This window comes from Massilia sp. P2_C2 (assembly GCF_056404615.1).
The window spans coordinates 24495-46286 of sequence record NZ_JBFUDR010000010.1; the positions used below are offsets into that span (position 1 = coordinate 24495).

General features: G+C 64.5%; 25 protein-coding genes. 19 read left to right on the plus strand and 6 right to left on the minus strand.

Annotation, left to right across the window (positions count from 1 at the left end; translation table 11 throughout):
- Nucleotides 1-21 precede the first annotated feature (21 nt).
- The 5 genes from ctaD to AC1DYX_RS02395 all read left to right on the plus strand — a co-directional run bounded on the left by ctaD (nt 22) and on the right by AC1DYX_RS02395 (nt 3501).
- Nucleotides 22-1617 (plus strand): cytochrome c oxidase subunit I, encoded by a 1596-nt coding sequence (gene ctaD / locus AC1DYX_RS02375; protein ID WP_477255909.1) that lies wholly within the window; start codon nt 22-24, stop codon nt 1615-1617.
- Nucleotides 1618-1624: 7 nt separating this feature from the next.
- A complete protein-coding gene (locus AC1DYX_RS02380; RefSeq protein WP_477255911.1) occupies nt 1625-1744 on the plus strand; it encodes a cytochrome oxidase small assembly protein in 120 nt (39 codons plus the stop codon).
- 7 nt (nt 1745-1751) lie between these two features.
- Complete coding sequence (locus tag AC1DYX_RS02385; RefSeq protein ID WP_029756984.1) at nt 1752-2336, plus strand: cytochrome c oxidase assembly protein; 585 nt, start codon at nt 1752-1754, stop codon at nt 2334-2336.
- A 10-nt stretch (nt 2337-2346) separates the two neighbouring features.
- On the plus strand, nt 2347-2568 hold the full coding sequence (locus tag AC1DYX_RS02390) for a DUF2970 domain-containing protein (protein WP_477255913.1): 222 nt from the start codon (nt 2347-2349) through the stop codon (nt 2566-2568).
- A gap of 75 nt (nt 2569-2643) precedes the next feature.
- A complete protein-coding gene (locus AC1DYX_RS02395) occupies nt 2644-3501 on the plus strand; it encodes a cytochrome c oxidase subunit 3 (protein WP_477255915.1) in 858 nt (285 codons plus the stop codon).
- A 201-nt stretch (nt 3502-3702) separates the two neighbouring features.
- Here AC1DYX_RS02395 and AC1DYX_RS02400 read toward each other — a convergent pair whose 3' ends face one another.
- Nucleotides 3703-3903 (minus strand): twin transmembrane helix small protein, encoded by a 201-nt coding sequence (locus tag AC1DYX_RS02400; protein WP_029756988.1) that lies wholly within the window; start codon nt 3901-3903, stop codon nt 3703-3705.
- A 50-nt stretch (nt 3904-3953) separates the two neighbouring features.
- On the opposite strand from AC1DYX_RS02400, the gene AC1DYX_RS02405 reads away from it, so the two are divergent.
- From AC1DYX_RS02405 to AC1DYX_RS02440, 8 genes are all read left to right on the plus strand, one after another.
- On the plus strand, nt 3954-4718 hold the full coding sequence (locus AC1DYX_RS02405; RefSeq protein WP_477255917.1) for an SURF1 family protein: 765 nt from the start codon (nt 3954-3956) through the stop codon (nt 4716-4718).
- A 58-nt stretch (nt 4719-4776) separates the two neighbouring features.
- Nucleotides 4777-5340 (plus strand): SCO family protein, encoded by a 564-nt coding sequence (locus AC1DYX_RS02410; protein ID WP_477255955.1) that lies wholly within the window; start codon nt 4777-4779, stop codon nt 5338-5340.
- 12 nt (nt 5341-5352) lie between these two features.
- A complete protein-coding gene (locus tag AC1DYX_RS02415; protein ID WP_477255919.1) occupies nt 5353-6525 on the plus strand; it encodes a COX15/CtaA family protein in 1173 nt (390 codons plus the stop codon).
- Nucleotides 6522-7427, plus strand: coding sequence for a heme o synthase (gene cyoE, locus AC1DYX_RS02420; protein ID WP_477255921.1), 906 nt, complete (start codon nt 6522-6524; stop codon nt 7425-7427). Before AC1DYX_RS02415 ends, cyoE begins: the two co-directional genes overlap by 4 nt.
- A 2-nt stretch (nt 7428-7429) precedes the next feature.
- Complete coding sequence (locus tag AC1DYX_RS02425; protein WP_477255957.1) at nt 7430-8029, plus strand: SCO family protein; 600 nt, start codon at nt 7430-7432, stop codon at nt 8027-8029.
- A complete protein-coding gene (locus tag AC1DYX_RS02430; RefSeq protein ID WP_477255923.1) occupies nt 8029-9099 on the plus strand; it encodes an AI-2E family transporter in 1071 nt (356 codons plus the stop codon). Before AC1DYX_RS02425 ends, AC1DYX_RS02430 begins: the two co-directional genes overlap by 1 nt.
- 236 nt (nt 9100-9335) lie before the next feature.
- On the plus strand, nt 9336-11840 hold the full coding sequence (locus tag AC1DYX_RS02435; RefSeq protein ID WP_477255926.1) for a cellulose binding domain-containing protein: 2505 nt from the start codon (nt 9336-9338) through the stop codon (nt 11838-11840).
- 27 nt (nt 11841-11867) lie between these two features.
- Nucleotides 11868-12482 (plus strand): PEP-CTERM sorting domain-containing protein, encoded by a 615-nt coding sequence (locus AC1DYX_RS02440; RefSeq protein ID WP_477255928.1) that lies wholly within the window; start codon nt 11868-11870, stop codon nt 12480-12482.
- 72 nt (nt 12483-12554) lie between these two features.
- On the opposite strand, the gene AC1DYX_RS02445 is transcribed toward AC1DYX_RS02440, so the two are convergent.
- The 3 genes from AC1DYX_RS02445 to AC1DYX_RS02455 form a co-directional block, all read right to left on the minus strand.
- Nucleotides 12555-12914: an acyltransferase family protein gene (locus AC1DYX_RS02445; RefSeq protein WP_477255930.1), complete on the minus strand. Its 360-nt coding sequence runs from the start codon at nt 12912-12914 to the stop codon at nt 12555-12557.
- Between the two features lie 36 nt (nt 12915-12950).
- Nucleotides 12951-13712 (minus strand): acyltransferase family protein, encoded by a 762-nt coding sequence (locus tag AC1DYX_RS02450; protein ID WP_477255932.1) that lies wholly within the window; start codon nt 13710-13712, stop codon nt 12951-12953.
- Nucleotides 13713-13831: 119 nt separating this feature from the next.
- The gene (locus tag AC1DYX_RS02455; RefSeq protein ID WP_477255933.1) at nt 13832-14449 is read right to left on the minus strand and encodes a glutathione S-transferase family protein; all 618 of its coding nucleotides are present in this window, start codon (nt 14447-14449) and stop codon (nt 13832-13834) included.
- 83 nt (nt 14450-14532) lie between these two features.
- On the opposite strand from AC1DYX_RS02455, the gene AC1DYX_RS02460 reads away from it, so the two are divergent.
- From AC1DYX_RS02460 to AC1DYX_RS02470, 3 genes are all read left to right on the plus strand, one after another.
- Nucleotides 14533-15357: a DUF6597 domain-containing transcriptional factor gene (locus tag AC1DYX_RS02460; protein WP_477255935.1), complete on the plus strand. Its 825-nt coding sequence runs from the start codon at nt 14533-14535 to the stop codon at nt 15355-15357.
- Between the two features lie 8 nt (nt 15358-15365).
- The gene (locus AC1DYX_RS02465) at nt 15366-15668 is read left to right on the plus strand and encodes a hypothetical protein (protein WP_477255937.1); all 303 of its coding nucleotides are present in this window, start codon (nt 15366-15368) and stop codon (nt 15666-15668) included.
- A gap of 561 nt (nt 15669-16229) precedes the next feature.
- Nucleotides 16230-16676 carry a hypothetical protein gene (locus AC1DYX_RS02470; RefSeq protein WP_477255939.1) on the plus strand — a complete coding sequence of 149 codons (447 nt, stop codon included), beginning with the start codon at nt 16230-16232 and terminating at the stop codon, nt 16674-16676.
- A 98-nt stretch (nt 16677-16774) separates the two neighbouring features.
- On the opposite strand, the gene AC1DYX_RS02475 is transcribed toward AC1DYX_RS02470, so the two are convergent.
- Entirely contained in the window at nt 16775-18121 is a 1347-nt protein-coding gene (locus AC1DYX_RS02475; protein ID WP_477255941.1) for a hemolysin family protein, read from the minus strand.
- Between the two features lie 48 nt (nt 18122-18169).
- A complete protein-coding gene (locus AC1DYX_RS02480; RefSeq protein ID WP_477255943.1) occupies nt 18170-19084 on the minus strand; it encodes a LysR family transcriptional regulator in 915 nt (304 codons plus the stop codon).
- A gap of 121 nt (nt 19085-19205) precedes the next feature.
- Between AC1DYX_RS02480 and AC1DYX_RS02485 the strand changes: the two genes are divergently transcribed.
- The 3 genes from AC1DYX_RS02485 (at nt 19206) to AC1DYX_RS02495 (ending at nt 21770) form a co-directional block, all read left to right on the plus strand.
- On the plus strand, nt 19206-20273 hold the full coding sequence (locus AC1DYX_RS02485) for a DUF475 domain-containing protein (RefSeq protein WP_477255945.1): 1068 nt from the start codon (nt 19206-19208) through the stop codon (nt 20271-20273).
- Nucleotides 20274-20372: 99 nt separating this feature from the next.
- Entirely contained in the window at nt 20373-20948 is a 576-nt protein-coding gene (locus AC1DYX_RS02490) for a TerD family protein (protein WP_477255947.1), read from the plus strand.
- A 126-nt stretch (nt 20949-21074) separates the two neighbouring features.
- Entirely contained in the window at nt 21075-21770 is a 696-nt protein-coding gene (locus tag AC1DYX_RS02495; protein WP_477255949.1) for a TIGR00266 family protein, read from the plus strand.
- The last annotated feature ends 22 nt before the right edge of the window (nt 21771-21792 follow it).

A 21792-nucleotide genomic window follows, 5' to 3' on the forward strand; every position in this document is an offset into this window, starting at 1 on the left:
CCGCACGACTAGGATACTGACATGACTTCCAGCACTCTCGATCACACCCACGATCACGGCCACGACCACGCGCACGACCACCCGGTCGGCGCACGCCGCTGGCTCTTCGCCACCAACCACAAGGACATCGGTACCTTGTACCTGTGGTTCGCGTTCACCATGCTGCTCTCGGGCGGCGTGCTGGCGCTGATGATCCGCACCGAGCTGTTCCAGCCCGGCCTGCAGTTCTTCCGCCCCGAATTCTTCAACCAGCTGACCACCATGCACGGCATCGTGATGGTGTTCGGCGCGATCATGCCGGCCTTCGTCGGCTTCGCCAACTGGATGATCCCGCTGCAGATCGGCGCAGCCGACATGGCGTTCGCCCGCATGAACAACTTCTCGTTCTGGCTGCTGCCGCCGGCCGCGATCCTGCTGGCGACGTCGTTCTTCGTGCCGGGCGGCGCCACCGCCGCCGGCTGGACGCTGTACGCGCCGCTGTCGACGCAGATGGGCCCGGGCATGGACATGGCGATCTTCGCGCTGCACATCATGGGCGCCTCGTCGATCATGGGCTCGATCAACATCATCGTCACGATCCTGAACATGCGCGCGCCGGGCCTGACCCTGATGAAGATGCCGATGTTCTGCTGGACCTGGCTGATCACCGCCTACCTGCTGATCGCCGTGATGCCCGTGCTGGCCGGCGCCATCACGATGACCCTGACCGACCGTCACTTCGGCACCTCGTTCTTCAACGCGGCCGGCGGCGGCGACCCCGTCATGTACCAGCACATCTTCTGGTTCTTCGGCCACCCCGAGGTCTACATCATGATCCTGCCGGCGTTCGGCATCATCTCGCAGATCATCCCGGCCTTCGCCAGGAAGCCCTTGTTCGGCTACGCATCGATGGTGTACGCGACCGCGTCCATCGCGATCCTGTCGTTCATCGTGTGGGCGCACCACATGTTCACCACCGGCATGCCGGTGACGAGCCAGCTGTTCTTCATGTACGCCACGATGCTGATCGCCGTGCCGACCGGCGTGAAGGTGTTCAACTGGGTCGCCACGATGTGGAAGGGTTCGATGACGTTCGAGACCCCGATGCTGTTCGCCGTCGGCTTCATCTTCGTCTTCACGATGGGCGGCTTCACGGGCCTGATCCTGGCCGTGACCCCGATCGACATCCAGGTGCAGGATACCTATTACGTCGTCGCCCACTTCCACTACGTGCTGGTCGCCGGCTCGCTGTTCGCGCTGTTTGCCGGCTTCTACTACTGGGCGCCGAAGTGGACCGGCCACATGTATCCGGAACTGCGCGGCAAGATCCACTTCTGGAACTCGCTGATCTGGTTCAACGTGACGTTCTTCCCGATGCACTTCCTGGGCCTGGCCGGCATGCCGCGCCGCTACGCCGACTACGCCGTACAGTTCACCGACTTCAACCAGATCGTGTCGATCGGCGCATTCGGCTTCGGCCTGTCGCAGGTGTACTTCCTGTTCTTCGTCGTGCTGCCGACCATCCGCGGCGGCAAGCCGGCCGAAGCCAAGCCGTGGGAAGGCGCGGAAGGCCTGGAGTGGACCGTGCCCAGCCCGGCGCCGTTCCACACCTTCGAAACCCCGCCGCACGTGAAGTGAGAGCGTGATGAACGTCGACCGTTCACAGCAGATCAGGAAGAACAACCGGCGCACGGCCCTGTGGCTGGCCGGGCTGGCCCTGTTCTTCTTCGTGCTGCTGTTCGTCAAGCGTCTCTGGCTGAGCTGAGGTCGTCATGCATGCGGAAACGAACGCCGGCCGCCACGAGGAAAGTGGCCGGCTGCGCCTGCGCCTGAATCGCACGACGCTCGTCAAGCTGGTGGTGGTCGCCTGCATCATGTTCGGCTTCGGCTACGCGATGGTGCCGATTTACCGCCAGGTCTGCGAAGCGCTCGGCATCAACGTGCTGACGCAGAAGGACGGCACGGTGGCGGCCCCGGTCAACAGCCAGGTGGATAAAACGCGCACGATCACAGTCGTATTGGACGGCAACGCCCAGGGCCCGTGGCGCTTCCGCCCGACGCAGCGCAGCATCGACGTGCACCCGGGCGAGATGGCGACCGTCGTCTACGAAGTCGTGAACACGCAGGCGCGCACCGTGAAAGCCCAGGCGATCCCGAGCTACGCGCCGCAGTCGGCCACCCCCTGGTTCAAGAAGGTCGAGTGCTTCTGTTTCAAGGAACAGGTCTTGACCCCGAACGAGGCGCGCCAGATGCCGGTCGTGTTCTTCATCGACCCCAGGCTGCCGCGCGAAGTGAAGGACATCACGCTGTCGTACACGTTCTTCGAGATCGGTGGCGCCGTCACGGCGCAGAAATAAGTCAATGATCATGAACGACGACGCGCCCAAATCATCTGCGAAGCCTGCGACGTTTGGCGCCACGATGAAGGCCGTGTTCTGGTCCTTCTTCGGCGTGCGCAAGCGCCGCGATTACGAGCACGATGCAGCGAACCTGAACCCGATCCACGTGATCGTGGGTGCGCTGATCGGGGTGGCGCTGTTCATCGGCATCCTGGTCTTTGTCGTGCGCATGGTCGTCGCAAAGAGTTAAACAAAAAAAGAAGCACGAAAGCAGGGAAGTGCAGTACCCCGGAATTCGAAACAATGCTTGATTGAGGAGAAATACATGAGTTCACCCCACACCGCGCCGTACTATTTCATTCCCGGCCCGTCGCGCTGGCCGATGGCGGCCGGCATCTCGATGCTGGTCACGATGGCCGGCGCTTCCGGCTGGGTCAACGGCACCGCCTGGGGCCCCGGCGTCTGCACGACCGGCATCGTCGCGATGCTGATCGTGCTGTACAACTGGTTCGGCGACGCCATCGGCGAGTCGGAATCGGGCAAGTACGGCGAGCGCATCGACCTGTCCTACCGCTGGTCGATGAGCTGGTTCATTTTCTCGGAAGTGATGTTCTTCGGTGCCTTCTTCGGCGCGCTGTTCTATGCGCGTGCGATCTCGATGCCGTGGCTGTCCGACCTGGACCACAAGGTCATCTGGCCGGATTTCGCCGGCCACTGGGGCAATGTCGGCCCGGCCGGCACCGTGGAACAGTTCAGCACGATGGGCCCGTTCCCGATCCCGACCATCAACACGGCGTTGCTGCTGAGCTCGGGCGTGACCCTGACCATCGCCCACCACGCGCTGCGCGCCGGCCACCGCGCCCGCACCGCGCTGTTCCTGTTCGTGACGATCCTGCTGGGCGCCATCTTCATGGGCTTCCAGGCGTATGAATACCATCACGCGTACACGGAACTGAACCTGAAGCTGACCTCGGGCATCTATGGCTCGACCTTCTTCATGCTCACCGGCTTCCACGGCTTTCACGTGACGATGGGCGCGATCATGCTGTCCGTCGTGCTGTACCGCGTGCTGCGCGGCCACTTTACGCCGGAGCACCATTTCGCTTTCGAGGGCGCGGCCTGGTACTGGCACTTCGTCGACGTCGTGTGGCTGGGTCTGTACGTCGTCGTGTACTGGCTGTAAACGCGGTTGTCTGGCCATTTGGCGAACGTAGGGTGGGCGGCCCCCGCCCACGCGGACGCCGGCAGCACGCGGACGCCGGCAGCACGCGGACGCCGGCAGCACGCGGACGTTACGCGTGGGCACGGGGTGCCCACCCTACGGGAAAGATGGGGGACAGGCCGCGGCGTGACCTGTCCCCCGTCGTTTTGGCGACCGTCAGGCTCAGCGCAGGCCGGTCGGCTGGATCCAGCCCATCTTGTACGAGAACAGCACGAGCAGGAACAGCGTGATCGACAGCCCGACGCGCATGGCGAGCGCCTGCACGGTACGGTTGCTGCGGCCTTTGTCGCGCATGAGGAAGAAGAGGGCGGAGGCAAGGCTGCCGATGATGAGCACGAAGGCGATGGCGACGACGGTTTTCATGGGCGGCCCGGGTTGCGTTGTCAAGGTTTTACGATCTGTTCCACCATTGTATGCGACTCCGCTTCCGATTTAGAACCATTCCTTTCCTGGCGACGCTCGCGCTCGTCACACTCGGGATCCTGCTCGGCAACTGGCAGGTGCGCCGCGCGGCCGAGAAGACGGCGCTGCAGGCCCGGCTCGCGCAGCGCACCGCGCTGCCGCCGCTCGTGCTCGACGGCAGGCCGGTCGATCCCGCCGCCGTCGAATATCGCCGGGTCATCGTGACCGGCGAATTCATCCCCAACTGGCCGGTGTTCCTCGACAACCGTCCGCTCGAAGGCCGCACCGGATTCGTTTTGCTGATGCCGTTTAGAATAGCGGGATCGAACGGGACGGTCCTCGTCGCACGCGGCTGGCTGCCGCGCGACCCGGCCGCGCACGACCGCGTGCCGCAGGTGGCCACGCCCGCAGGCCGCACGACCATCGAAGGCCGCGCCGTGCTGCATCCCGCGCGCGTGATGGAACTGGGCACGGCGCCGCCGCCGCGGCCGAACGCCATCGTGCAGAATCTCGACCCGGCCGGCTTCGCCCGGGCCAGCGGCTTTGCCGTGCTGCCCGTGCTGGTCGAACAGACGGGCGTCGWTGCCGAGGTCCGGCGCCCCGGCGCGCCGGTCGCCGGTGCGCCGGACCGGGCCCTCGTGCGCAAATGGCCGGCCCCCGCGGTCGACGTCGACCGCAACAAGGGCTATGCCTTCCAGTGGTACGCGCTGGCGGCGATGGCCTTCCTATTTTTTGTGATAACAGGATTTCGAAGTGGAACCAAACAAGCTGGCTGATCCGGCCCGCGCGAGCGCAGGCCCCAACCCGAACGGCGCCCGCAAACGCGGCCGCTGGATGCTGTGGCTCGTGCTGCTGGTATGCGCATCGCCGCTGATCGCGTCCTATTTCACCTTTTACGTCATCAAGCCGGAGAAGCGCAACAACTACGGCACCCTGATCGACCAACGCGCCCATCCGATCCCGGCGATGGCCACGACCACGCTGGACGGCCGTCCGCAGGCGCTCGACCAGTTCAAGGGCAAGTGGGTGATGCTGATGGTCGGGCCGGGCGCGTGTCCGGAAGCCTGCCAGAAGCAGCTGTTCGCCATGCGCCAGCTGCGGCTGATGCAGGGCAAGGAAGCGGACCGCATCGAACGCGTCTGGCTCATCACCGACAAGGAGCCGCTCGACACGATCGTCATCCGTGAATACGACGGCACGCACATGCTGCGCGCGGACGCGGCGACGGTGTCAGGCTGGCTGCCGGCCGATGCCGGCACGACGCCGGCCGATCACCTGTACCTGATCGACCCGCTGGGCCACCTGATGATGCGCTTCCCGAAGGATCCGCAGTTCCAGGAAGTGCGCAAGGTGTACAAGGACATCAGCAAGCTGTTGAAGGCGTCGTCGGTCGGCTGAGGAACCCGCGCAATGGAAGCATCGAATTTCATCCTGCTGGCCCTGACCGGCATCCTGGCGGCCAGCGTGCCCCTCGCGCTCGTGTGGACGGCCACCGGCACCCACAAGTACCGCAAGCTGGCGTGGGTGATCGCCTTCTTCACGTTCGACCTGATCGTGTTCGGCGGCTTTACCCGGCTGACGGATTCCGGCCTCGGCTGCCCGGACTGGCCCGGCTGCTACGGCGAGGCGAACCCGTTCCTCGCGCACGAACACATCGCCGCGGCCGAGGCGCTGATGCCCACCGGTCCCGTGACGAAAGTGAAAGCCTGGATCGAGATGATCCACCGCTTCCTCGCGATGGGCATCGGCTTCCTGATCATCGGCTTGATGACCGCGTCGTGGCTGGAATGGCGCCGTGCACGGGGCGACCGCGGCGCGGGCGGCACGCGGCCCGCGCACGGTCCCGCGTTGCCGACCTTGCTGTTCCTGTGGGTGTGCGTGCAGGGGGCGTTCGGCGCCTGGACCGTCACGTTGAAACTGCAGCCGGTCATCGTCACCCTGCACCTGCTGTTCGGCATGACCCTTCTGGCACTGGCTGTCTGGCTGGGCGGACGGGAAGATCACCTGCTGGCGCCGCCGGCCCGCACCGCACCGCCCACCGTGCTGCGCAGGCTGCGTCCGCTCGCGTGGCTGTCGGGCGCCGTCCTGCTGCTGCAACTGGCGCTGGGCGGGTGGGTGAGTACCAATTACGCGACACTCGCCTGCAGCGATTTCCCCCTCTGTCATGGACAAATTGTCCCAGAGATGGATTGGCAACATGGCTTCACCTTGTGGCGCGAACTGGGCAAGACGGCGGCCGGGCATTATTTGCCGTTTTCCGCGCTGACGGCCATCCACTGGGTGCACCGCAACTTCGCGCTCGTCGTCGTCGTCGTACTGGGCTATACGGCGTGGCGCGCGTGGCGCATCCCGGGCCTGCACGGCACGGCGCGCAACCTCGTGCTGGTGCTTGCCGCCCAGGCAATGACGGGCGTGGCGACGGTCTTCCTGAACTTTCCGTTGCCGATCGCCGTGCTCCATAACGCCGGGGCGGCGGGCCTCGTCCTGCTGGTGACCATGTTAAACTACAAGATACAGTATCAACTCGAGCTGGCGCTGCGCAGTCCACGACGTGAGGCGGCGACGTCCGCGAGCCACCCATGATTACCCAAACCGCCATCCACAAACCGCCCAGCCGGATCGCCCAGTACTGGACGCTGACCAAGCCGCGCGTCACCCAGCTGGCCGTCTTCTGCGCCGTGATCGGCATGTTCCTCGCCACCGACGGCTTTCCCGGCTGGCATGTCCTGATCTGGGGCACGATCGGTATCTGGCTGCTGGCCGGCGCCGCGTTCGCCGTCAACTGCCTGATCGAGGCGGAAGTCGATGCCCGCATGGCCCGCACGGCGCGCCGCGCCACCGCGATGGGCGAGCTGTCGCCCACGCAGGTGCTGATCTTTTCCGCCATCATCGGCGGCGCCGGCATGGGTGTCCTGTACACGATGGTCAATCCGTTGACGATGTGGCTGACCTTCGTCACCTTCGTCGGCTATGCGCTGATCTACACGGTCCTGCTGAAGCCGAACACGCCGCAGAACATCGTCATCGGCGGTCTCTCCGGCGCGATGCCGCCGGCCCTCGGCTGGGCCGCCGTCGCGGGCGACGTGCCGATGCAGGCCTGGCTGCTCGTGCTGATCATCTTCGTCTGGACCCCGCCGCATTTCTGGGCACTGGCCATGTACCGCCGCGACGACTACGTGCGTTCCGGCCTGCCGATGCTGCCCGTTACCCACGGCATGCAGTACACGGGCCAGCAGGTCTGGCTGTATTCCGTCGCGCTCGCGGCCTGCACGCTGTTTCCGTTCGCCGTCGGCATGAGCGGCGTGCTGTACCTCGCGGCCGCCGTCGTGCTGAACGCGATCTTCCTGCGCTACGGCTGGCTGATCCACAAGCACTACAGCGACCAGGTCGCGCGCAAGGCGTTCGCCTGGTCGATCGTCTACCTGTCGCTGCTGTTCGCCGCGCTGCTCGTCGACCACTACGTCAAACAATACCTGCCTTTCTGATGATGAAAAAACTGCTGCCCGTTCTCGTCGCCGCCTGCGCGCTGACCGTGTCCATCGCCGCATGCGACAAACTGCCGGGCAAGCAGCAAGTCGCCTTCCAGAACACCGACGTCACCGGCCTCGATTACGCGAAAGGGTTTTCGCTGACCGACCACACGGGCAAGCCGCGCACCCTGGCCGACTTCAAGGGCAAGGCCGTGGTCGTGTTCTTCGGCTATATGCAATGTCCGGACGTGTGCCCGACGACGATGGCCGAGATGGCCACCGTGATGCAGAAACTGGGCCCGCTCGCGGACCAGGTGCAGGTGCTGTTCATCACGCTCGACCCCGAACGCGACACCCAGCAGCTGCTGGCCAGCTACGTGCCGGCGTTCGACAAGCGCTTCATCGGCCTGCGCGGCACGCCCGAGCAGACGGCGAAGACGGCCAAGGAATTCAAGGTGTTCTACGCCAAGGTGCCCGGCTCGGACCCGAACAGCTACACGATCGACCACACGGCCGGCAGCTATGTGTTCGACCGTGATGGCCGCCTGCGGCTGTTCATCCGCCACGGGCAAGGGCCCGATCCTATCGTGCACGATCTCCGTCAGTTGTTATCCTGATGGACAAACGACCAGGTAGAAACTATACGCGCGCCGGCGCCGTCATCCTGCTGACCCTCGGCTGCCTCTACGTCCTGCAACCCTTCCTGGCCGCGATCCTGTTCGCGGCCGCCGTCGTCATCTCGTCCTGGCCGCTGTACCTGCGGCTGCTGCACCGCCTGCGCGGCCGGCGCACGCTCGCCGCGCTGACGCTGACATTGTCCCTCACACTGCTCGTCATCATCCCGCTGGCGCTCGTCGCGTACAACCTCGCGGACAACGTCGCCGCGTCGTTCGACCAGATCCGCGCCGCGCTGAACCAGGGAGAATTGCTGCCGCCGGCCTGGGTGCGCAACATCCCGCTCGTCGGCGACCAGCTCGATAACTACCTGCGCCAGCTCGTCGCCAGTCGCGAACGCATGATGGAACTCGCCCAGCGCATGGTCGAACCGGCACGGCACGCGCTGCTGTCCGGCGGCATGATGCTGGGCGCGGGTGTCGCGCAGATGAGCCTCGCCGCCTTCGTCAGCTTTTTCTTCTACCGCGACGGGGAGGCGCTGATGGCCGTCATCAACGCCGCCATGCGCCGCATCATGGACGAGGAGGCGGAATCCGTCGCGGAGATCGTCGGCCAGACGGTGCGCGGCGTGATGTACGGCCTGCTGGGCACGGCGCTGGCGCAGGCCCTCGTCGCCGCCCTCGGCTTCGCCATCGCGCGCGTGCCCGCGGTGGCGCTGCTGTCGGTGCTCGTGTTCGTGTCCTCGTTGATTCCCGTCGGCCCGCCCATCGTATGGGGGGGCGCGGCCGTGTGGCTGTTCGCGCAGGGCGAGACGGGGTGGGGCATCTTCATGCTCGTATGGGGCTTCTTCCTGATCAGCGGCGTGGACAACGTCGTGCGCCCGATGCTGATCAGCCGCGGCTCCAGCCTGCCGTTCCTGCTCACCTTGCTGGGTGTGCTGGGCGGCGTGATCGCGTTCGGTTTCGTCGGCATGTTCATCGGCCCCACGTTGCTGGCGGTGGCCTACTCGCTGCTGAGCGGGTGGACCCATACGAAGGATCCGATCGTCAGGCAGGACGGCAACGGCGTCTAGCCTGTCGCGGAACCGGCGTCATCGCACACCCCCGAGTCGGACGTACCGCGGTGGCGTTCCGATAGATTTCCTTGTGGAAATAATTTGATATATTTCATTAATCACATTAGCGATTAATGGACTATTAACGCACGCATCGTACTTACATAATCGTTTCCACCCATAAAGCCACTGAGCCCCTCGCGGTCGACGACGGGAACAGGCTGGGACCATCTCGGACAAAAACGGAGACAACGATGCATTTGAAAAAAACGCTGGCCCTGACCCTGGGCCTGCTGTTCTCGCTCGGCGCGAACGCCGAAAACTATCGCTGGGACAACGTCGCGATGGGCGGCGCTGGTTATGTCATCGGCGTCGTGCCGAGCAAACTCGAGCGCGGCGTGGTGTACGCCCGCACCGACGTGGGCGGTTCCTACCGCTGGGATGCCCAGAATAGCCGCTGGATCCCGCTGACGGACTGGGTCAGCGAGGCCGATACCGGCCTGATGGGCGTCGAGTCGATCGCGGTCGACCCGCGCAACCCGGGTACCGTCTACATGCTGGCAGGCACCAGCTACTTCAGCAACGGCAAGACCGTGATCATGCGCTCGACCGACTATGGCCAGCATTTCGACCTGGTCGACGTGACGTCCCAGTTCAAGGCCCACGGCAACGGCATGGGCCGCTCGAATGGCGAAAAACTGCAGGTCGACCCGGGTTCGAGCAACGTCCTGTTCGTCGGTACCCGCGACAACGGCCTGTTCAAGAGCGTCGATTCGGGCGCGACCTGGACCCACGTGTCCGGGCTGAACGTGGGCTCGACGGCCAACGGCAACGGCATCAGCTTCGTGCTGCTCGATCCGACCAGCGTCAGCGGCGGGACGGCCAAGCGCATCTTCGTCGGCGTGTCGCGTTACGGTTCGGTCGGACCGAACCTGTACATGAGCAAGGACGGCGGCGTCACCTTCGCCCCGGTCGCGGGCGCGCCGTCGGGCCTGATGCCGCAACGCGCGGCCATGACCAACAAGGGACGCCTGTACCTGACCTACGCCGACGGTTCCGGACCGCACGGCCTGAACGACAGCGAACCGATGACCACGGGCCAGGTCTGGGAGTACAACACCGTCGGCGGCGCCTGGACCAACGTCACGCCGGCCGGCATGACCAATGCGTTTGCCGGCATCAGCGTCGACCCGAACAATCCGAAACACCTGATCGCGTCGACCACCAACATGTACCGGCTGCAGCAGCAGCAGCCGGCCACTTACGGTGACCACATCTTCACTTCCTACGACGCGGGCCGCTCCTGGGTCGACCTGATGCAACGCGGCATGGAGATCGACCCGAACGGCATCGACTGGGTCAAGTACACGTCGATCCACTGGGCCGGCGACGTCGAGTTCGACCCCTTCGATTCGAAGAGCGCATGGGTGATCTCGGGTAACGGCGTGTTCAAGACGAGCGACATCGATGCCTCCCTGAGCACCTGGAAGTTCGAGGTGCACGGCATCGAAGAGAGCGTTCCGACCGGCGTCGAGAGCATTCCGGGCGGCCCGCTGGTGTCGATCATCGGCGACTATGACGGCTTCGTCCACACCGATCCGACCCAGTATGGCATCCGCCATTCCCTGGGCGCCGGCACGGACACCGGCCTGGCAGTGGCGGCGCAAGCACCGCAAGTGATAGCGCGGGCTGCCTGGGACAAAATCTATGTCTCGACCAATATGGGGGCGAGCTGGCAAGCGGCGCCGTCCATGAACGGCAACTTCGGCAGGGTGGCACTGTCGGCCGACGGCTTCGTGCTGCTGCACAGCCCGGCAGGCTCGGCCACGACGTACCGTTCGACCGACTTCGGCGCCAACTGGACGCCGGTGGCCGGCCTGTCCGTGAAGGACGCCTACCCGGTCGCGGACAAGGTCAACCCGGCCAAGTTCTATGTCTACGACCGGATGAGCGGCCAGATGCTGGTCAGCACCGATGGCGGCGTGTCGTTCAGCGCGCAAGCCAGCCTGCCGACGGGTGGCAACAATCTGGTGCGCGCCACGCCCGGCATCGAGGGCGACGTGTGGGTCTGCCTCGATGCCAAAGGCCTCTCCCACTCGATCGACTCGGGCGCCACCTTCACCAGCGTGGGCGGGATCAGCTCCTGCGGTTCGGTCGGCCTTGGCAAGGAAGCGCCGGACGCCCATTATCCGACCCTCTACATGTGGGGTACGGTGGGAACGTCGCGTGGCCTGTTGCGTTCGACCGACAAGGGCGCCCACTGGGACCGCGTGAACGACGACGCCCATCAATACGGCGGTGCGATTCAAGGCTGGGTCAACGGCGACATGAATACCTACGGCACGGTCTACATGAGCACCAACAGCCGCGGCATCGCCTACGGCAAGATCGATCCGACCGGCAACGTCCAGGTGGTGCCGCAGGTGCCCGTCAAGCCGGCGCCCGCTGCCGTGTGCAAGTACGACCTCTCCGGCGTCTGGTGGGGCGGCGGCATCGCCACTGTCTCGATCACCAACCAGGGCACGGACACGCTGCATGGCTGGCAGGTGTCCTGGACTTATAGCGACGGCACGTATGTGGCGGGCAGCGCGTGGAACGGGACGGTGACGGGCAGCGCGCCGACCTTCACGGGTTCGGACGGCGGTGGCTGGAACAAGGACATCGCTCCAGGCGGGACGGCCTCGTTCGGCTTCGTCTTCGCAGGCCAGGATGCGATGAACGCGAATATCCCGCAAGTGACCGGCGACATCTGCAAATAACGACCTCTTATCCAGTAAGGTACAACCATGAAAAAAACCCTGCTTGCACTGATCGCCGGCGCCAGCCTGATGCTGGCCGGCGCCGCCAACGCCGGTGTCGTTGGCTTCGAGAACGTGGCCACCGATGGTGACTTCGCCAGCCTGAGCGACATCAACCCGTACGCCGGCCTGAATTTCAGCGACGACTGGTACGCCGGCGACAACAGCATCGACGGCTACGGCAACGGCGCCCACGGCGGCACGCACTTCGCCGTGAACGGCTTCGGCAGCGATGGCGCCACCATCAGCAGCGCCACGCCGTTCAACTTCGCCGGCGCCTGGTTCGCGGCGCCGGACGGCGCCGCCGACAAGGCGTCGTGGATCGCGATCTCCGCCTTTGACGCCGGCAACAACCTGATCGGCACGACCGGTCCGGTCGCGATCGGCAGCGGCTATGTGTGGGCGGCCGCGGCGTTCGACAACGTGTCGTCGCTGAGCATCACGCGCGACACCGGTTGGTACGTGATGGATGACTTCACCACCGTCGCTCCGGCCAGCGGCGAGGTGCCTGAGCCGGCAACCCCGCTGATGCTGGGTGCCGGTGTGTTCGGCCTGATCCTGGGCCGCGCGCGCCGCCGCAAGGCGCCTGTCTCGGCGGCATGACGCCGGGCCGCCCGCCACGCACGCCTTGCAGGTCAAGGGCGGGCGTGGCGGCGGCCACTTCCTTCCCCGCCTTCAGCCCATTGAGCCGGTTGCGGTGCCGTCCCTTGGCACCGCGTGGAACTCATGCGTGGCGTCACGCATGGCGGTCCAGCGCGCCCGCAGGCGCATGAACGGCGTCTCCACACAGCGATACAGCACCCAGCCGCCGGCGATGCCCGTACCCATGACGGCCACCACGGTCGCGGGCGCGTTCGCATCGATGTGCAGGCGCTCCAGCTGCGGCCGCAGGGCCATGAACACGGGCTTGTGCACGAGGTAGACGGCATATGACCACAGCGCGAGCTGCGGGACGCCCGGTATGTCCAGGCGATTCAGGATGCAGGCCGGGGACAGCGCGGCGCAGGTCAGCAGCGCAAAGCCGATCGCCAGCACCGAAAAGCCGAACGTGGACGTGGCGGACGTCGCCGGCTAGTCGAGCTGGATGCACGTGAGGATACCGGCGCTCAGCACAAGGCCGGCAGCGCACAGCGCATTCGCATGGCGCAGCAGGCGGGCGAACGCGTGCGGATGAAAATTGCGCAGCAGCGCGATGGCCACGCCGGGCAGCAATTCGTCGGCGCGGCAGAAGCTCGAATAATAGACCTCGGCCATGAACGCATCGTGTCCGTGCAGCGCGTACGCCGCCGCGCGCGTGGCCATGCCCGCCGCGATGGCGCCCGCCAGCAGGCCCCAGGCCAGCCGCACGGGAGAGCCGATGCGTGCGAGCGCCAGTACGACGAGAGGCAGCAGCAGGTAGAACTGCTCCTCGATGCACAGCGACCAGGAATGCGTGAACGTCTGGCCGTACGCGAGCCCGACATTCTGCGTAAACGTCAGGAAGCGCCACGGCGCTGCCATGCCGGAGCCGCCGAGCGGTGGGCCGGGCAGCAACCAGTACACGGCCAGCACGACGTAGTAATTGGGCAGTGTGCGCAGCAGACGGCGCACGAAGAAGGTCTTCAGCGCCAGCGGTTCTCCCCGCGCGGCAGGCGCCAGCAGCTGGTTGCCGATCAGGTAACCGCTCAGCACGAAGAACAGGTCGACGCCGGCCCAGCCGACCTGACCGATGACGCCGAACGTGGCCGCGTGGCTCACGAAGCCGGAGTAATGGGTCATGAGGACGAGCAGGATGGCGGCGGCGCGCAGCAGGTCCAGGCCGCGCAGGCGCGCGGGTGCGAGGTGGGCGGTCATGCAAAGGTTAGTGGTTGGGTATGCGCGGGCGCGCGGGCCGCCATTCTAGCGGGCGGCGGTGGCCTGCGAAACAAATATGCTTCCCGTAGCAGCGCCGCCGTCGCTGGCCACCGGCGTGATCAACCCTGCGCGGCCGCGAGCGCCGCATCCGCTTCCGCGGCCCGGCGCGCGGCCGGACGCGAGCTGACACGGTCGATGTAGGCCATGATCTCGGGCAGTTCCGGCACGAGCTTGAACATCGTCGCCCAGACCAGGGACGAGCCCCACAGGACATCGGCGGCGGAGAACCGTTCTCCCAGCAGGTAAGGGCCCGCGCGCAGCCGGGTCGTCAGCGTGGATAGCATCGTGTCGAAGTCGCCGTATGGGCACATCATCGGCGGCGTGGGCTCGCGCTTCATCGCCAGGTCCGTAATGGCCGGCTCGAACGAGGAACCGTAGAACGCGAGCCAGCGCAAATACGGGCCGCGCAGCGGATCGCCCGGCGCCGGCGCGAGACCGGCTTCCGGGACCAGATCGGCCAGATAGATGAAGATCGCGGGCTGCTCCGTGACGAGGGCGTCGCCGTGCAGGATGGCGGGTACCTTGCCCATCGGATTGATGGTCAGGTACGCCGGCGCGCGCTGCTCGTTCTTCTTGAGGTTCAGCACGTGCAGGTCGTAGGGAACGCCGAGTTCTTCGAGCAGGACGCGGGCGGCGCAGGAGCGGGAATTCGGTGCGTGGAACAGGGTCAGGTTCATGGTGTCCTCGTGATGGCGGTGAACCGACAGCTTAGGCGGGCTGCTTTCCGCGGTCTTGGAAAAACGCGCGCTAGAATGACGCGATGAGCACGCCACCCACCGTCACGGACCGCGCCAAGGGCGTGGTCGCACCCGGCCTCGCCGGCACGATGTTCCGGCTCGGACGCTACCTGCCGCCGCCCGACCTGGCGCCGTTCCTCGACCATTACTGGATCGTCGAATGGGACTTGCGCGGCCGGCCCGCGCACATGCAGCGCACGCTGCCTTACCCGTGCGTGCACGTCGTGTTCGACCGCGCCCGCACGGGCATCTGGGGGCTGACGACGGGTCCGTTCGATTACGAATTGAAGGACGCCGGCAAGGTGTGCGGCCTGCGCTTCCGGGCCGGCGCTTTCCGCGCCTTCCTCGGCCGGCCGCTGCACACGATCACGGACAAGGTGCTGCCGCTGGCCGACGTCTTTCCGTGGGACGAGGCGGCCGCGCAGGATGCCGTGCTCGGTACCGGGGACGATACGGCGATGATGGAGGCGGCCAATGCGTTACTGCGCGCGGCGCTGCCCGCGCCCGATCCGCAGGTCGACCGGATCGCCGCCATCCTGCGTGCGGTGGAGTCGACGCCCGGACTGACCAGGGTCGAAGAACTGGCTGCGCACGCGCACATGGGCGTGCGCAGCTTGCAGCAGTTGTTCAGCGAGTACGTGGGCGTGAGCCCGAAATGGGTGATCCGGCGCTTCCGCCTGCACGAGGCCGCGGACCGCCTCGCGCAGGGTGACGACGTCGACCTGGCCGCGCTGGCGCAGGGACTCGGCTATTTCGACCAAGCGCACTTCACGTCGGATTTTCGCCGGCTCGTGGGCAAGTCGCCGGGGCGGTATCGTGAGGAAGCGCGGCAGGCGGCCGAGGGGTGAATCATCAAATGTCGAACTTCCAGGCATCTTGGCAACGAACTGCATGCTTACTGGCGGAGGCAAAGACACTGCTCTCGCCGCAGGTTGTCGCGGCAAATGCAACCGGCCTGCAAGAATTTGATGAGTTCATGGACTCGAACGAACTTGGACTGGCGTTTGAATGGCTCGAGTCGATCATTTCCGAAGACCAGCCAACTTGTCTTCCAATTTTGCGCCTGTTGAAGTCCGCTGCGAAAGAAATGAACCTACACGACAACCTGCTGAAACTCGAAAACAGGATTAACGCGTTGGAAAAAACTTTTTTCAAGTAAAGCCGAACGTCCAAAGCGGTCGACAACTGGCGTACACTGAACGGCCGAGATCGGCCAGCAGCGCCCTTTCTAATTAACGCGATCCTTCACGCCGATATGTCCGAGCACACCCATCATTTCGATACTTGGCCTTTTCCAGATGACTTGCAAACCCTTTCATACTGTACGGCTAGGGTGGCACGTGAAAATTTTCCGGTCCTCCAGGTAGCGCATGACCACGATGGCGATTGGCAGTTTCTAGACGCAACCACAGATGAGCCAGGCGAATGTGTGTTGTTGTGCCTTGGTTGTGTCTACGATCGAGATTCGACGCTATCCGAAATCGCGGATCTTCCACGTGGCTGGGGGGCTTTTCGTTCGGCTGTTGGCATGACGTGGGAACGTTGGGAGAAGCCGCGCGAGACAGACGAGGGTGACGAACAGAAGTGACCTACAGACTTCGGCCACGAAAGTTCGTTCGGGGGCTGTTGTGGTAACTTGACTGGATCCCCTTCGGCCAAGAGGGACTTTTCGTCCAGCCCACGTGGAAGGTAACACAAGTCAAAGGAAGGAAAAATTCTGATGAGGAGCGAATTTGTCCTCAATCCGCTAAACGGTGTCGGTCCCCTTCGTCTCGGTGCGAGTAGAGAGGCAGCAGTTGCCGCTCTCGGTACGCCAAAGACGAGCTTTTACAAGACACCAGACTCAAGGTATCCGACGGATGCGTGGTTTCAGAATGGACTCCAGGTATTCTACGAAGGCGACCAACCTACCGTTGCGTTCATCGAGCTATCCGTCGAGTGCAACCTGGAGGCGGTTCTGTTTGGGCTACCGGTCTTTGCTACACCCGTGCCGATCCTGATCTCGGAGGTTTCACGGCGTGCCAAACTTGACGAGATCGATCCAGAACTCGGGTATACGTATATCTTTCCTTCTCTTGAGTTAGCTTTCTGGCGGCCGGACAACGGCGACGAAGCGCCATTTTTTGCTACGGTCGGTATTGGCATATCGGGTTACTTCTCAACGTAAGGTGACGCCTGAACGCCTGCAATAGGCGGTTGTCGCCGGCGCAGCAGGGGCAGTCGATCAGGAATTGACGGTATGTGGAGCGGTTTTATTGGACGCTCTCAGTCCAGATCATCCTCATCCGCCCCACGCTCCAGCTGCGGAATCACCTTCACGAGCAGAATGCGCGGCCCGTTGGTCTTCTTGACGACCACATCGAACTTCGGAAACTCGATACGCTGCCCCTGCTTGGGAATATCGCCCAGCTTGGCCATCAGCAGGCCGCCGACGGATTCGACTTCGTCCAGGCCCATCGCTTCGTTGTCGATGTCGATGCCGAGCACGCGTTCGAGCGAGACGATCGGCAGGCTCGCCTTGCCGATGTACGTGCCGTCGCCCTGCGGCAGCCAGTCGTTCTCGTTGAGGCGGAACTCGTCGCGGATCTCGCCGACGATGGCGCCCAGCAGGTTGTCCAGCGTGATGAAGCCGACGGGGCGCTTGCCCTTTTCGCCGATCAGCGCAAAGTGCGGAGCGCCGCCGCGGAACCGGCGGAACAACTCGATCGCGGGCGTGCGCGCCGAGATCAGTTCGAGGGGGCGCAGGTATTCCGTCAGGTCGTCGACGTCCTTGCCGGACTGCTCGGCGAAGAACAGGTCCTTCAGGTGGATCACGCCCAGCACTTCCTCGCCGTCCTCGTCGAAATACGGATAGCGCGAAAAGCGGTTGCGGCGCATCGTGTCGAGGTTCTGCTCCAGCGACCGGCTCGCGTACAGCGCGCTCACCTCGTTAATCGGCCGCATCAAGTCCGACACGGTGTGCTGGGAGAATTCCAGCGACTGCGCGAGGATGTGGCGCTCGTCGTGCGTGAAGCGCTCGCCCGGCGTGCCCGTGTTGGTGCGCAGGATCAGCTTCAATTCGTCGTTCGAATAATGCGTCTCGTGGCTGYCCACGCCGGACAGGCCCGCGATGCGCAGCACGAGATTGGCGCTTTCGTTGAGCAGCCAGATGGCCGGGTACATCGTCCAGTAAAAGCCGTACAGCGGCACGGCGCTCCACAGGCCCACCGCTTCCGGCACGCGGATCGCGAGCGACTTCGGCGCCAGTTCGCCCACGACGATGTGCAGGAACGAGATGACGCTGAACGCGACGACGAACGACACGCCGTGGATGATTTGCAGGCTCGTGACGCCGAGCAGCGAGAACACGGGTTCCAGGAGTTTGGCGAACGCGGGTTCGCCGACCCAGCCCAGGCCCAGCGACGCGAGCGTGATGCCCAGCTGGCAGGCGGAGAGGTAGGCGTCCAGCTGGCTGTGGACCTTGTACAGGATGCGTCCGCGCAGGCCGCCCGTCTTGGCGATGGCGCGCACGCGGGTCTTGCGCAGGGTGACGATGCCAAATTCGGCCGCCACGAAGAAGCCGTTCAGCGCCACCAGCAGCAGCGCGAGAACGACGAGTAATACGTTTTGCATAAAAGGTATGTTTGATCCAATAGCAAGAGCTGTGCTGCATTGTAACGGTCAGGCCGGCGCGGGGAGGCCTTTTTGCGATGCCGCCAGAATTGCCTCGACCGCCGGATGCATGATCTTGCGGTCGCTGGAGATCATGTAGAACTGTTCGCGCACGCTCGGCACGGACCCGACGCGTACGGCGCCGAACTGCTCGGCGACGTCGTCCGCCAGCGCGGCCGGCGCGAAGAACAGGCCCAGGCCGCGCCGGCCGAACGTGTTCAGCAGGGCGTTGTCCTCGAACTCGCCGACGATGTCCGGCCGCACATGGTGCTGCACGAACCATTCGTCTAGCTTGCCGCGCAGGGCATTATTACGTGCCGGCAGCAGGAACGGCGCGCCGTTCAGGTTCTGTGGGAAACTCTCGCCGGCACCGCCATAGCGCTGCGCCAGCGCGGGCGCGCCCACCACCACCATCTCGCTGTCGAACAATTGATGGCTGAACACCTTCAGCGTGGCGCCGGCGCGCACCTCGCGGTCGGTCAGCACGACGTCCAGCTTGTGCAGCGCGAGGTCGGCCAGCAGGGCCTCGAACTGGTCTTCGTAGCACACGAGGCGCACGGGCCGCTCCATCCGCGTCACCGCTTCCAGCATGCGGTAGGCGGAGAGTTTCGGCAGCGAGTCCGAGATGCCCACCGTGAGGCGGGTGCGGCCGCTGTCGAACTCGCTCAACGCTTCCTGCATTTGCTCGCCCAGCAAAAAGATCTGGTCGGCATAGCCTAGCGCCAGCCGGCCCGCTTCCGTCAGCACGAGCCGTCGGCCCTGCTGTGCGAACAACGTCTTGCCGAGCGATTGTTCGAGCAGGGTCAGCTGCGAACTGACCGTCTGTACGGCCAGGCCCAGGCGCTCCGCCGCGCGCGTGATGCCCCCTTCGTTGGCCACGACCCAGAAGTAGTACAGGTGGCGGAAATTGATGTCGGTTTTCATTGCTGTCCGGATAGCGCAGGTTTTTACGAAGTAATCATCTCATTATCTTCGCTTTTTTCATTTCGCGCACCCCTCTACACTGCGCCTTGTCAACAACACACACCGAAAGGTGGAAAAGAACATGAAGCATTTTCGTTTTTCATTCGTTGTCACGGCCGTGTGCCTGCTGGGCTCGGCCTGGTGGGGCTACACGCATGCCGGGGGGGCCGGCGCGCTGACCGCGATGGGTATCGCCGCGATCCTGGCGGTGATGGAAGTCTCGCTGTCGTTCGATAACGCGGTGGTCAATGCCTCCGTGCTGAAGACCTGGGATCCGTTCTGGAAAAAGCTGTTCCTGGGCGTCGGCATCATCATCGCCGTGTTCGGCATGCGCTTGCTGTTCCCGCTCGTGATCGTCGCGGTGGCGGCCGACCTGGGCCTGATGGACGTGTGGAACATGGCCTTGCAGGATCCGAAGCAGTACTCCATGCACCTGACGAACCACCACGCGGAAGTGGCGGCGTTCGGCGGCATGTTCCTGCTGCTGGTCTTCCTGAACTTCCTGTTCGATGAAGAGAAGGAGCACCACTGGCTCGGCCACTTCGAAGAGAAGCTCGGTTCGCTCGGCAAGGTGTCGTCGATCTCCGTGATGATCGCGATCGGCGCGTTGATGGCCAGCCTGGCCCTGGTGCCGGAAGCCCAGAAGATGGTCGTGCTGATGTCGGGCCTGTGGGGCATCCTGATCTACGTCGGCGTGGACGTGCTGTCGAACATGCTCGAGAAGTCGGAAGAGGGCGGCGGCGAGGTCGGCGAGATGGTCAAGCGCGGCGGTATCGGCGGCTTCCTGTACCTGGAAGTGCTGGATGCGTCGTTCAGCTTCGACGGCGTGATCGGCGCCTTTGCGATCACCAACGACGTCGTGATCATCATGCTGGGCCTGGCGATCGGTGCGATGTTCGTGCGTTCGCTGACGGTGTACCTGGTGGAAAAGGGCACGCTCGACCAGTTCGTGTACCTGGAGCACGGCGCCCACTACGCGATCGGCATCCTGGCGCTGATCATGCTGGCCAGCATGAAGTTCCACGTGCCGGAAATGGTGACGGGTCTTGCGGGTGTCGCCTTCATCGGTGCCTCGGTGTGGTCGTCGATCCGGTACCGCAGGAAGCAGGAAGCGTTGGGTGTGCATAAAGAGCAGTTGGTCGACGCGTAATTAAGGAAGGAACGTAGGGTGGGCTCTCCGAGCCCGCCATGCGAACGGTAACGTGAAACTACGTGGGCACGGGGTGCCCACCCTACATGGAGAACCATCATGGCAATCAGTCTGCAAAAAGGCGGTAACGTCAACCTGTCGAAGGAAGCACCGGGCCTGTCCAGCCTGAAACTGGGCCTCGGCTGGGACGTGCGCGCCACCGATGGCGCCGCGTTCGACCTGGACGGTGTCGCGTTCCTGCTGAACCAGTCGGGCAAGGTCCGCTCGGATGCCGACTTCATCTTCTACAACAACGCCAGGTCGGCCGATGGCTCGGTGGCGCACTCGGGCGACAACCGTACCGGTGCCGGCGAGGGCGACGACGAAACCCTCAGCATCGACCTCACGAAAGTCCCGGCCGACGTCGACCGCATCGTGCTGGCCGTGACCATCCACGAAGGCGATACGCGCCGCCAGAACTTCGGCCAGGTGAGCCGTGCGTTCATCCGCTGCATCAACGCGGCCAACAACAGCGAGATCGCCCGCTACGACCTGTCCGAAGACGGTTCGACCGAATCGGCCATGATTTTCGGCGAGGTGTATCGTAACGGCGCGGACTGGAAGTTCCGCGCGGTGGGCCAGGGCTTCAACGGCGGCCTCGGCCCCCTCGCCAAGAACTACGGCGTGAACGTTTAATTTATTAACCCAGCCACCACAGAAATGGGGTGGTGTCACAGGGCCTCGCGCAACCGTCGCGAGCATCGCAGACCGCCAATGCAACGCGCAGCAGGTTGCGCGAGGCCCCACCAGAGGAAGCCAACAATGCCAGTGTTTACCGTGACCGGGGACGTCGATCCCTTCCTGCACGTGTCGCTCAAGCGTGGCGAGACCATCTACTGCGAATCGGATGCGATGGTCATGATGGAATCGACGCTCGACCTCAAGGGCAAGATGAAGGGTGGCCTGGGCAGCGCGCTGATGCGCACCTTCGCCAACGGCGAGTCGTTCTTCCAGCAGCACATCGAAGCGGCGCGCGGCGACGGCGACTGTCTGTTGTCGCCCACGCTGCCGGGTGCGATGCAGGTCGTCGACTGCGGCCCGAACCAGTACATCATCAGCGATGGCGCGTTCGTCGCGGCCGCATCCGGCGTCGACCTGCGCGTGCGGACCCAGAGCCTGGGCAATGCGCTGTTCGCCCAGAGCGGGGGCTTCTTCGTGACCGAGACGTCGGGCAGCGGACAGGTCGTGGTATCGGGCTTCGGCTCGATGAGCGTGCTGGATGTGGAACCGGGCAAGGACGCGATCATCGACAACTCGCACGTCGTCGCCTGGGACAGCACCCTGCACTACGAGGTCTCGATCACGACCGGCACCAGCGGCGGCTTCCTGGGCAACCTGATCAACAGCCAGACCAGCGGCGAGGGCATCGTCCTGCGCTTCTCCGGTCGCGGCAAGATTTATGTCTGTTCGCGCAATCGCGCCGCGTTCAAAGCGTGGATGCAGGCGCCGGCGCGCTGACGCACTGAAAGGAGTTTTATCA

Excerpts from the sequence above, each read along its gene's own strand:
- ctaD (WP_477255909.1), top strand. The coding sequence starts at position 22 with ATGACTTCCAGCACTCTCGATCACACCCACGATCACGGCCACGACCAC.
- AC1DYX_RS02380 (WP_477255911.1), top strand. The coding sequence starts at position 1,625 with ATGAACGTCGACCGTTCACAGCAGATCAGGAAGAACAACCGGCGCACG.
- AC1DYX_RS02385 (WP_029756984.1), top strand. The coding sequence starts at position 1,752 with ATGCATGCGGAAACGAACGCCGGCCGCCACGAGGAAAGTGGCCGGCTG.
- AC1DYX_RS02390 (WP_477255913.1), top strand. The coding sequence starts at position 2,347 with ATGAACGACGACGCGCCCAAATCATCTGCGAAGCCTGCGACGTTTGGC.
- AC1DYX_RS02395 (WP_477255915.1), top strand. The coding sequence starts at position 2,644 with ATGAGTTCACCCCACACCGCGCCGTACTATTTCATTCCCGGCCCGTCG.
- AC1DYX_RS02400 (WP_029756988.1), bottom strand. The coding sequence starts at position 3,903 with ATGAAAACCGTCGTCGCCATCGCCTTCGTGCTCATCATCGGCAGCCTT.
- AC1DYX_RS02410 (WP_477255955.1), top strand. The coding sequence starts at position 4,777 with ATGCTGTGGCTCGTGCTGCTGGTATGCGCATCGCCGCTGATCGCGTCC.
- AC1DYX_RS02415 (WP_477255919.1), top strand. The coding sequence starts at position 5,353 with ATGGAAGCATCGAATTTCATCCTGCTGGCCCTGACCGGCATCCTGGCG.
- cyoE (WP_477255921.1), top strand. The coding sequence starts at position 6,522 with ATGATTACCCAAACCGCCATCCACAAACCGCCCAGCCGGATCGCCCAG.
- AC1DYX_RS02425 (WP_477255957.1), top strand. The coding sequence starts at position 7,430 with ATGAAAAAACTGCTGCCCGTTCTCGTCGCCGCCTGCGCGCTGACCGTG.
- AC1DYX_RS02430 (WP_477255923.1), top strand. The coding sequence starts at position 8,029 with ATGGACAAACGACCAGGTAGAAACTATACGCGCGCCGGCGCCGTCATC.
- AC1DYX_RS02435 (WP_477255926.1), top strand. The coding sequence starts at position 9,336 with ATGCATTTGAAAAAAACGCTGGCCCTGACCCTGGGCCTGCTGTTCTCG.
- AC1DYX_RS02440 (WP_477255928.1), top strand. The coding sequence starts at position 11,868 with ATGAAAAAAACCCTGCTTGCACTGATCGCCGGCGCCAGCCTGATGCTG.
- AC1DYX_RS02450 (WP_477255932.1), bottom strand. The coding sequence starts at position 13,712 with ATGACCGCCCACCTCGCACCCGCGCGCCTGCGCGGCCTGGACCTGCTG.
- AC1DYX_RS02455 (WP_477255933.1), bottom strand. The coding sequence starts at position 14,449 with ATGAACCTGACCCTGTTCCACGCACCGAATTCCCGCTCCTGCGCCGCC.
- AC1DYX_RS02460 (WP_477255935.1), top strand. The coding sequence starts at position 14,533 with ATGAGCACGCCACCCACCGTCACGGACCGCGCCAAGGGCGTGGTCGCA.
- AC1DYX_RS02465 (WP_477255937.1), top strand. The coding sequence starts at position 15,366 with ATGTCGAACTTCCAGGCATCTTGGCAACGAACTGCATGCTTACTGGCG.
- AC1DYX_RS02470 (WP_477255939.1), top strand. The coding sequence starts at position 16,230 with ATGAGGAGCGAATTTGTCCTCAATCCGCTAAACGGTGTCGGTCCCCTT.
- AC1DYX_RS02480 (WP_477255943.1), bottom strand. The coding sequence starts at position 19,084 with ATGAAAACCGACATCAATTTCCGCCACCTGTACTACTTCTGGGTCGTG.
- AC1DYX_RS02485 (WP_477255945.1), top strand. The coding sequence starts at position 19,206 with ATGAAGCATTTTCGTTTTTCATTCGTTGTCACGGCCGTGTGCCTGCTG.
- AC1DYX_RS02490 (WP_477255947.1), top strand. The coding sequence starts at position 20,373 with ATGGCAATCAGTCTGCAAAAAGGCGGTAACGTCAACCTGTCGAAGGAA.
- AC1DYX_RS02495 (WP_477255949.1), top strand. The coding sequence starts at position 21,075 with ATGCCAGTGTTTACCGTGACCGGGGACGTCGATCCCTTCCTGCACGTG.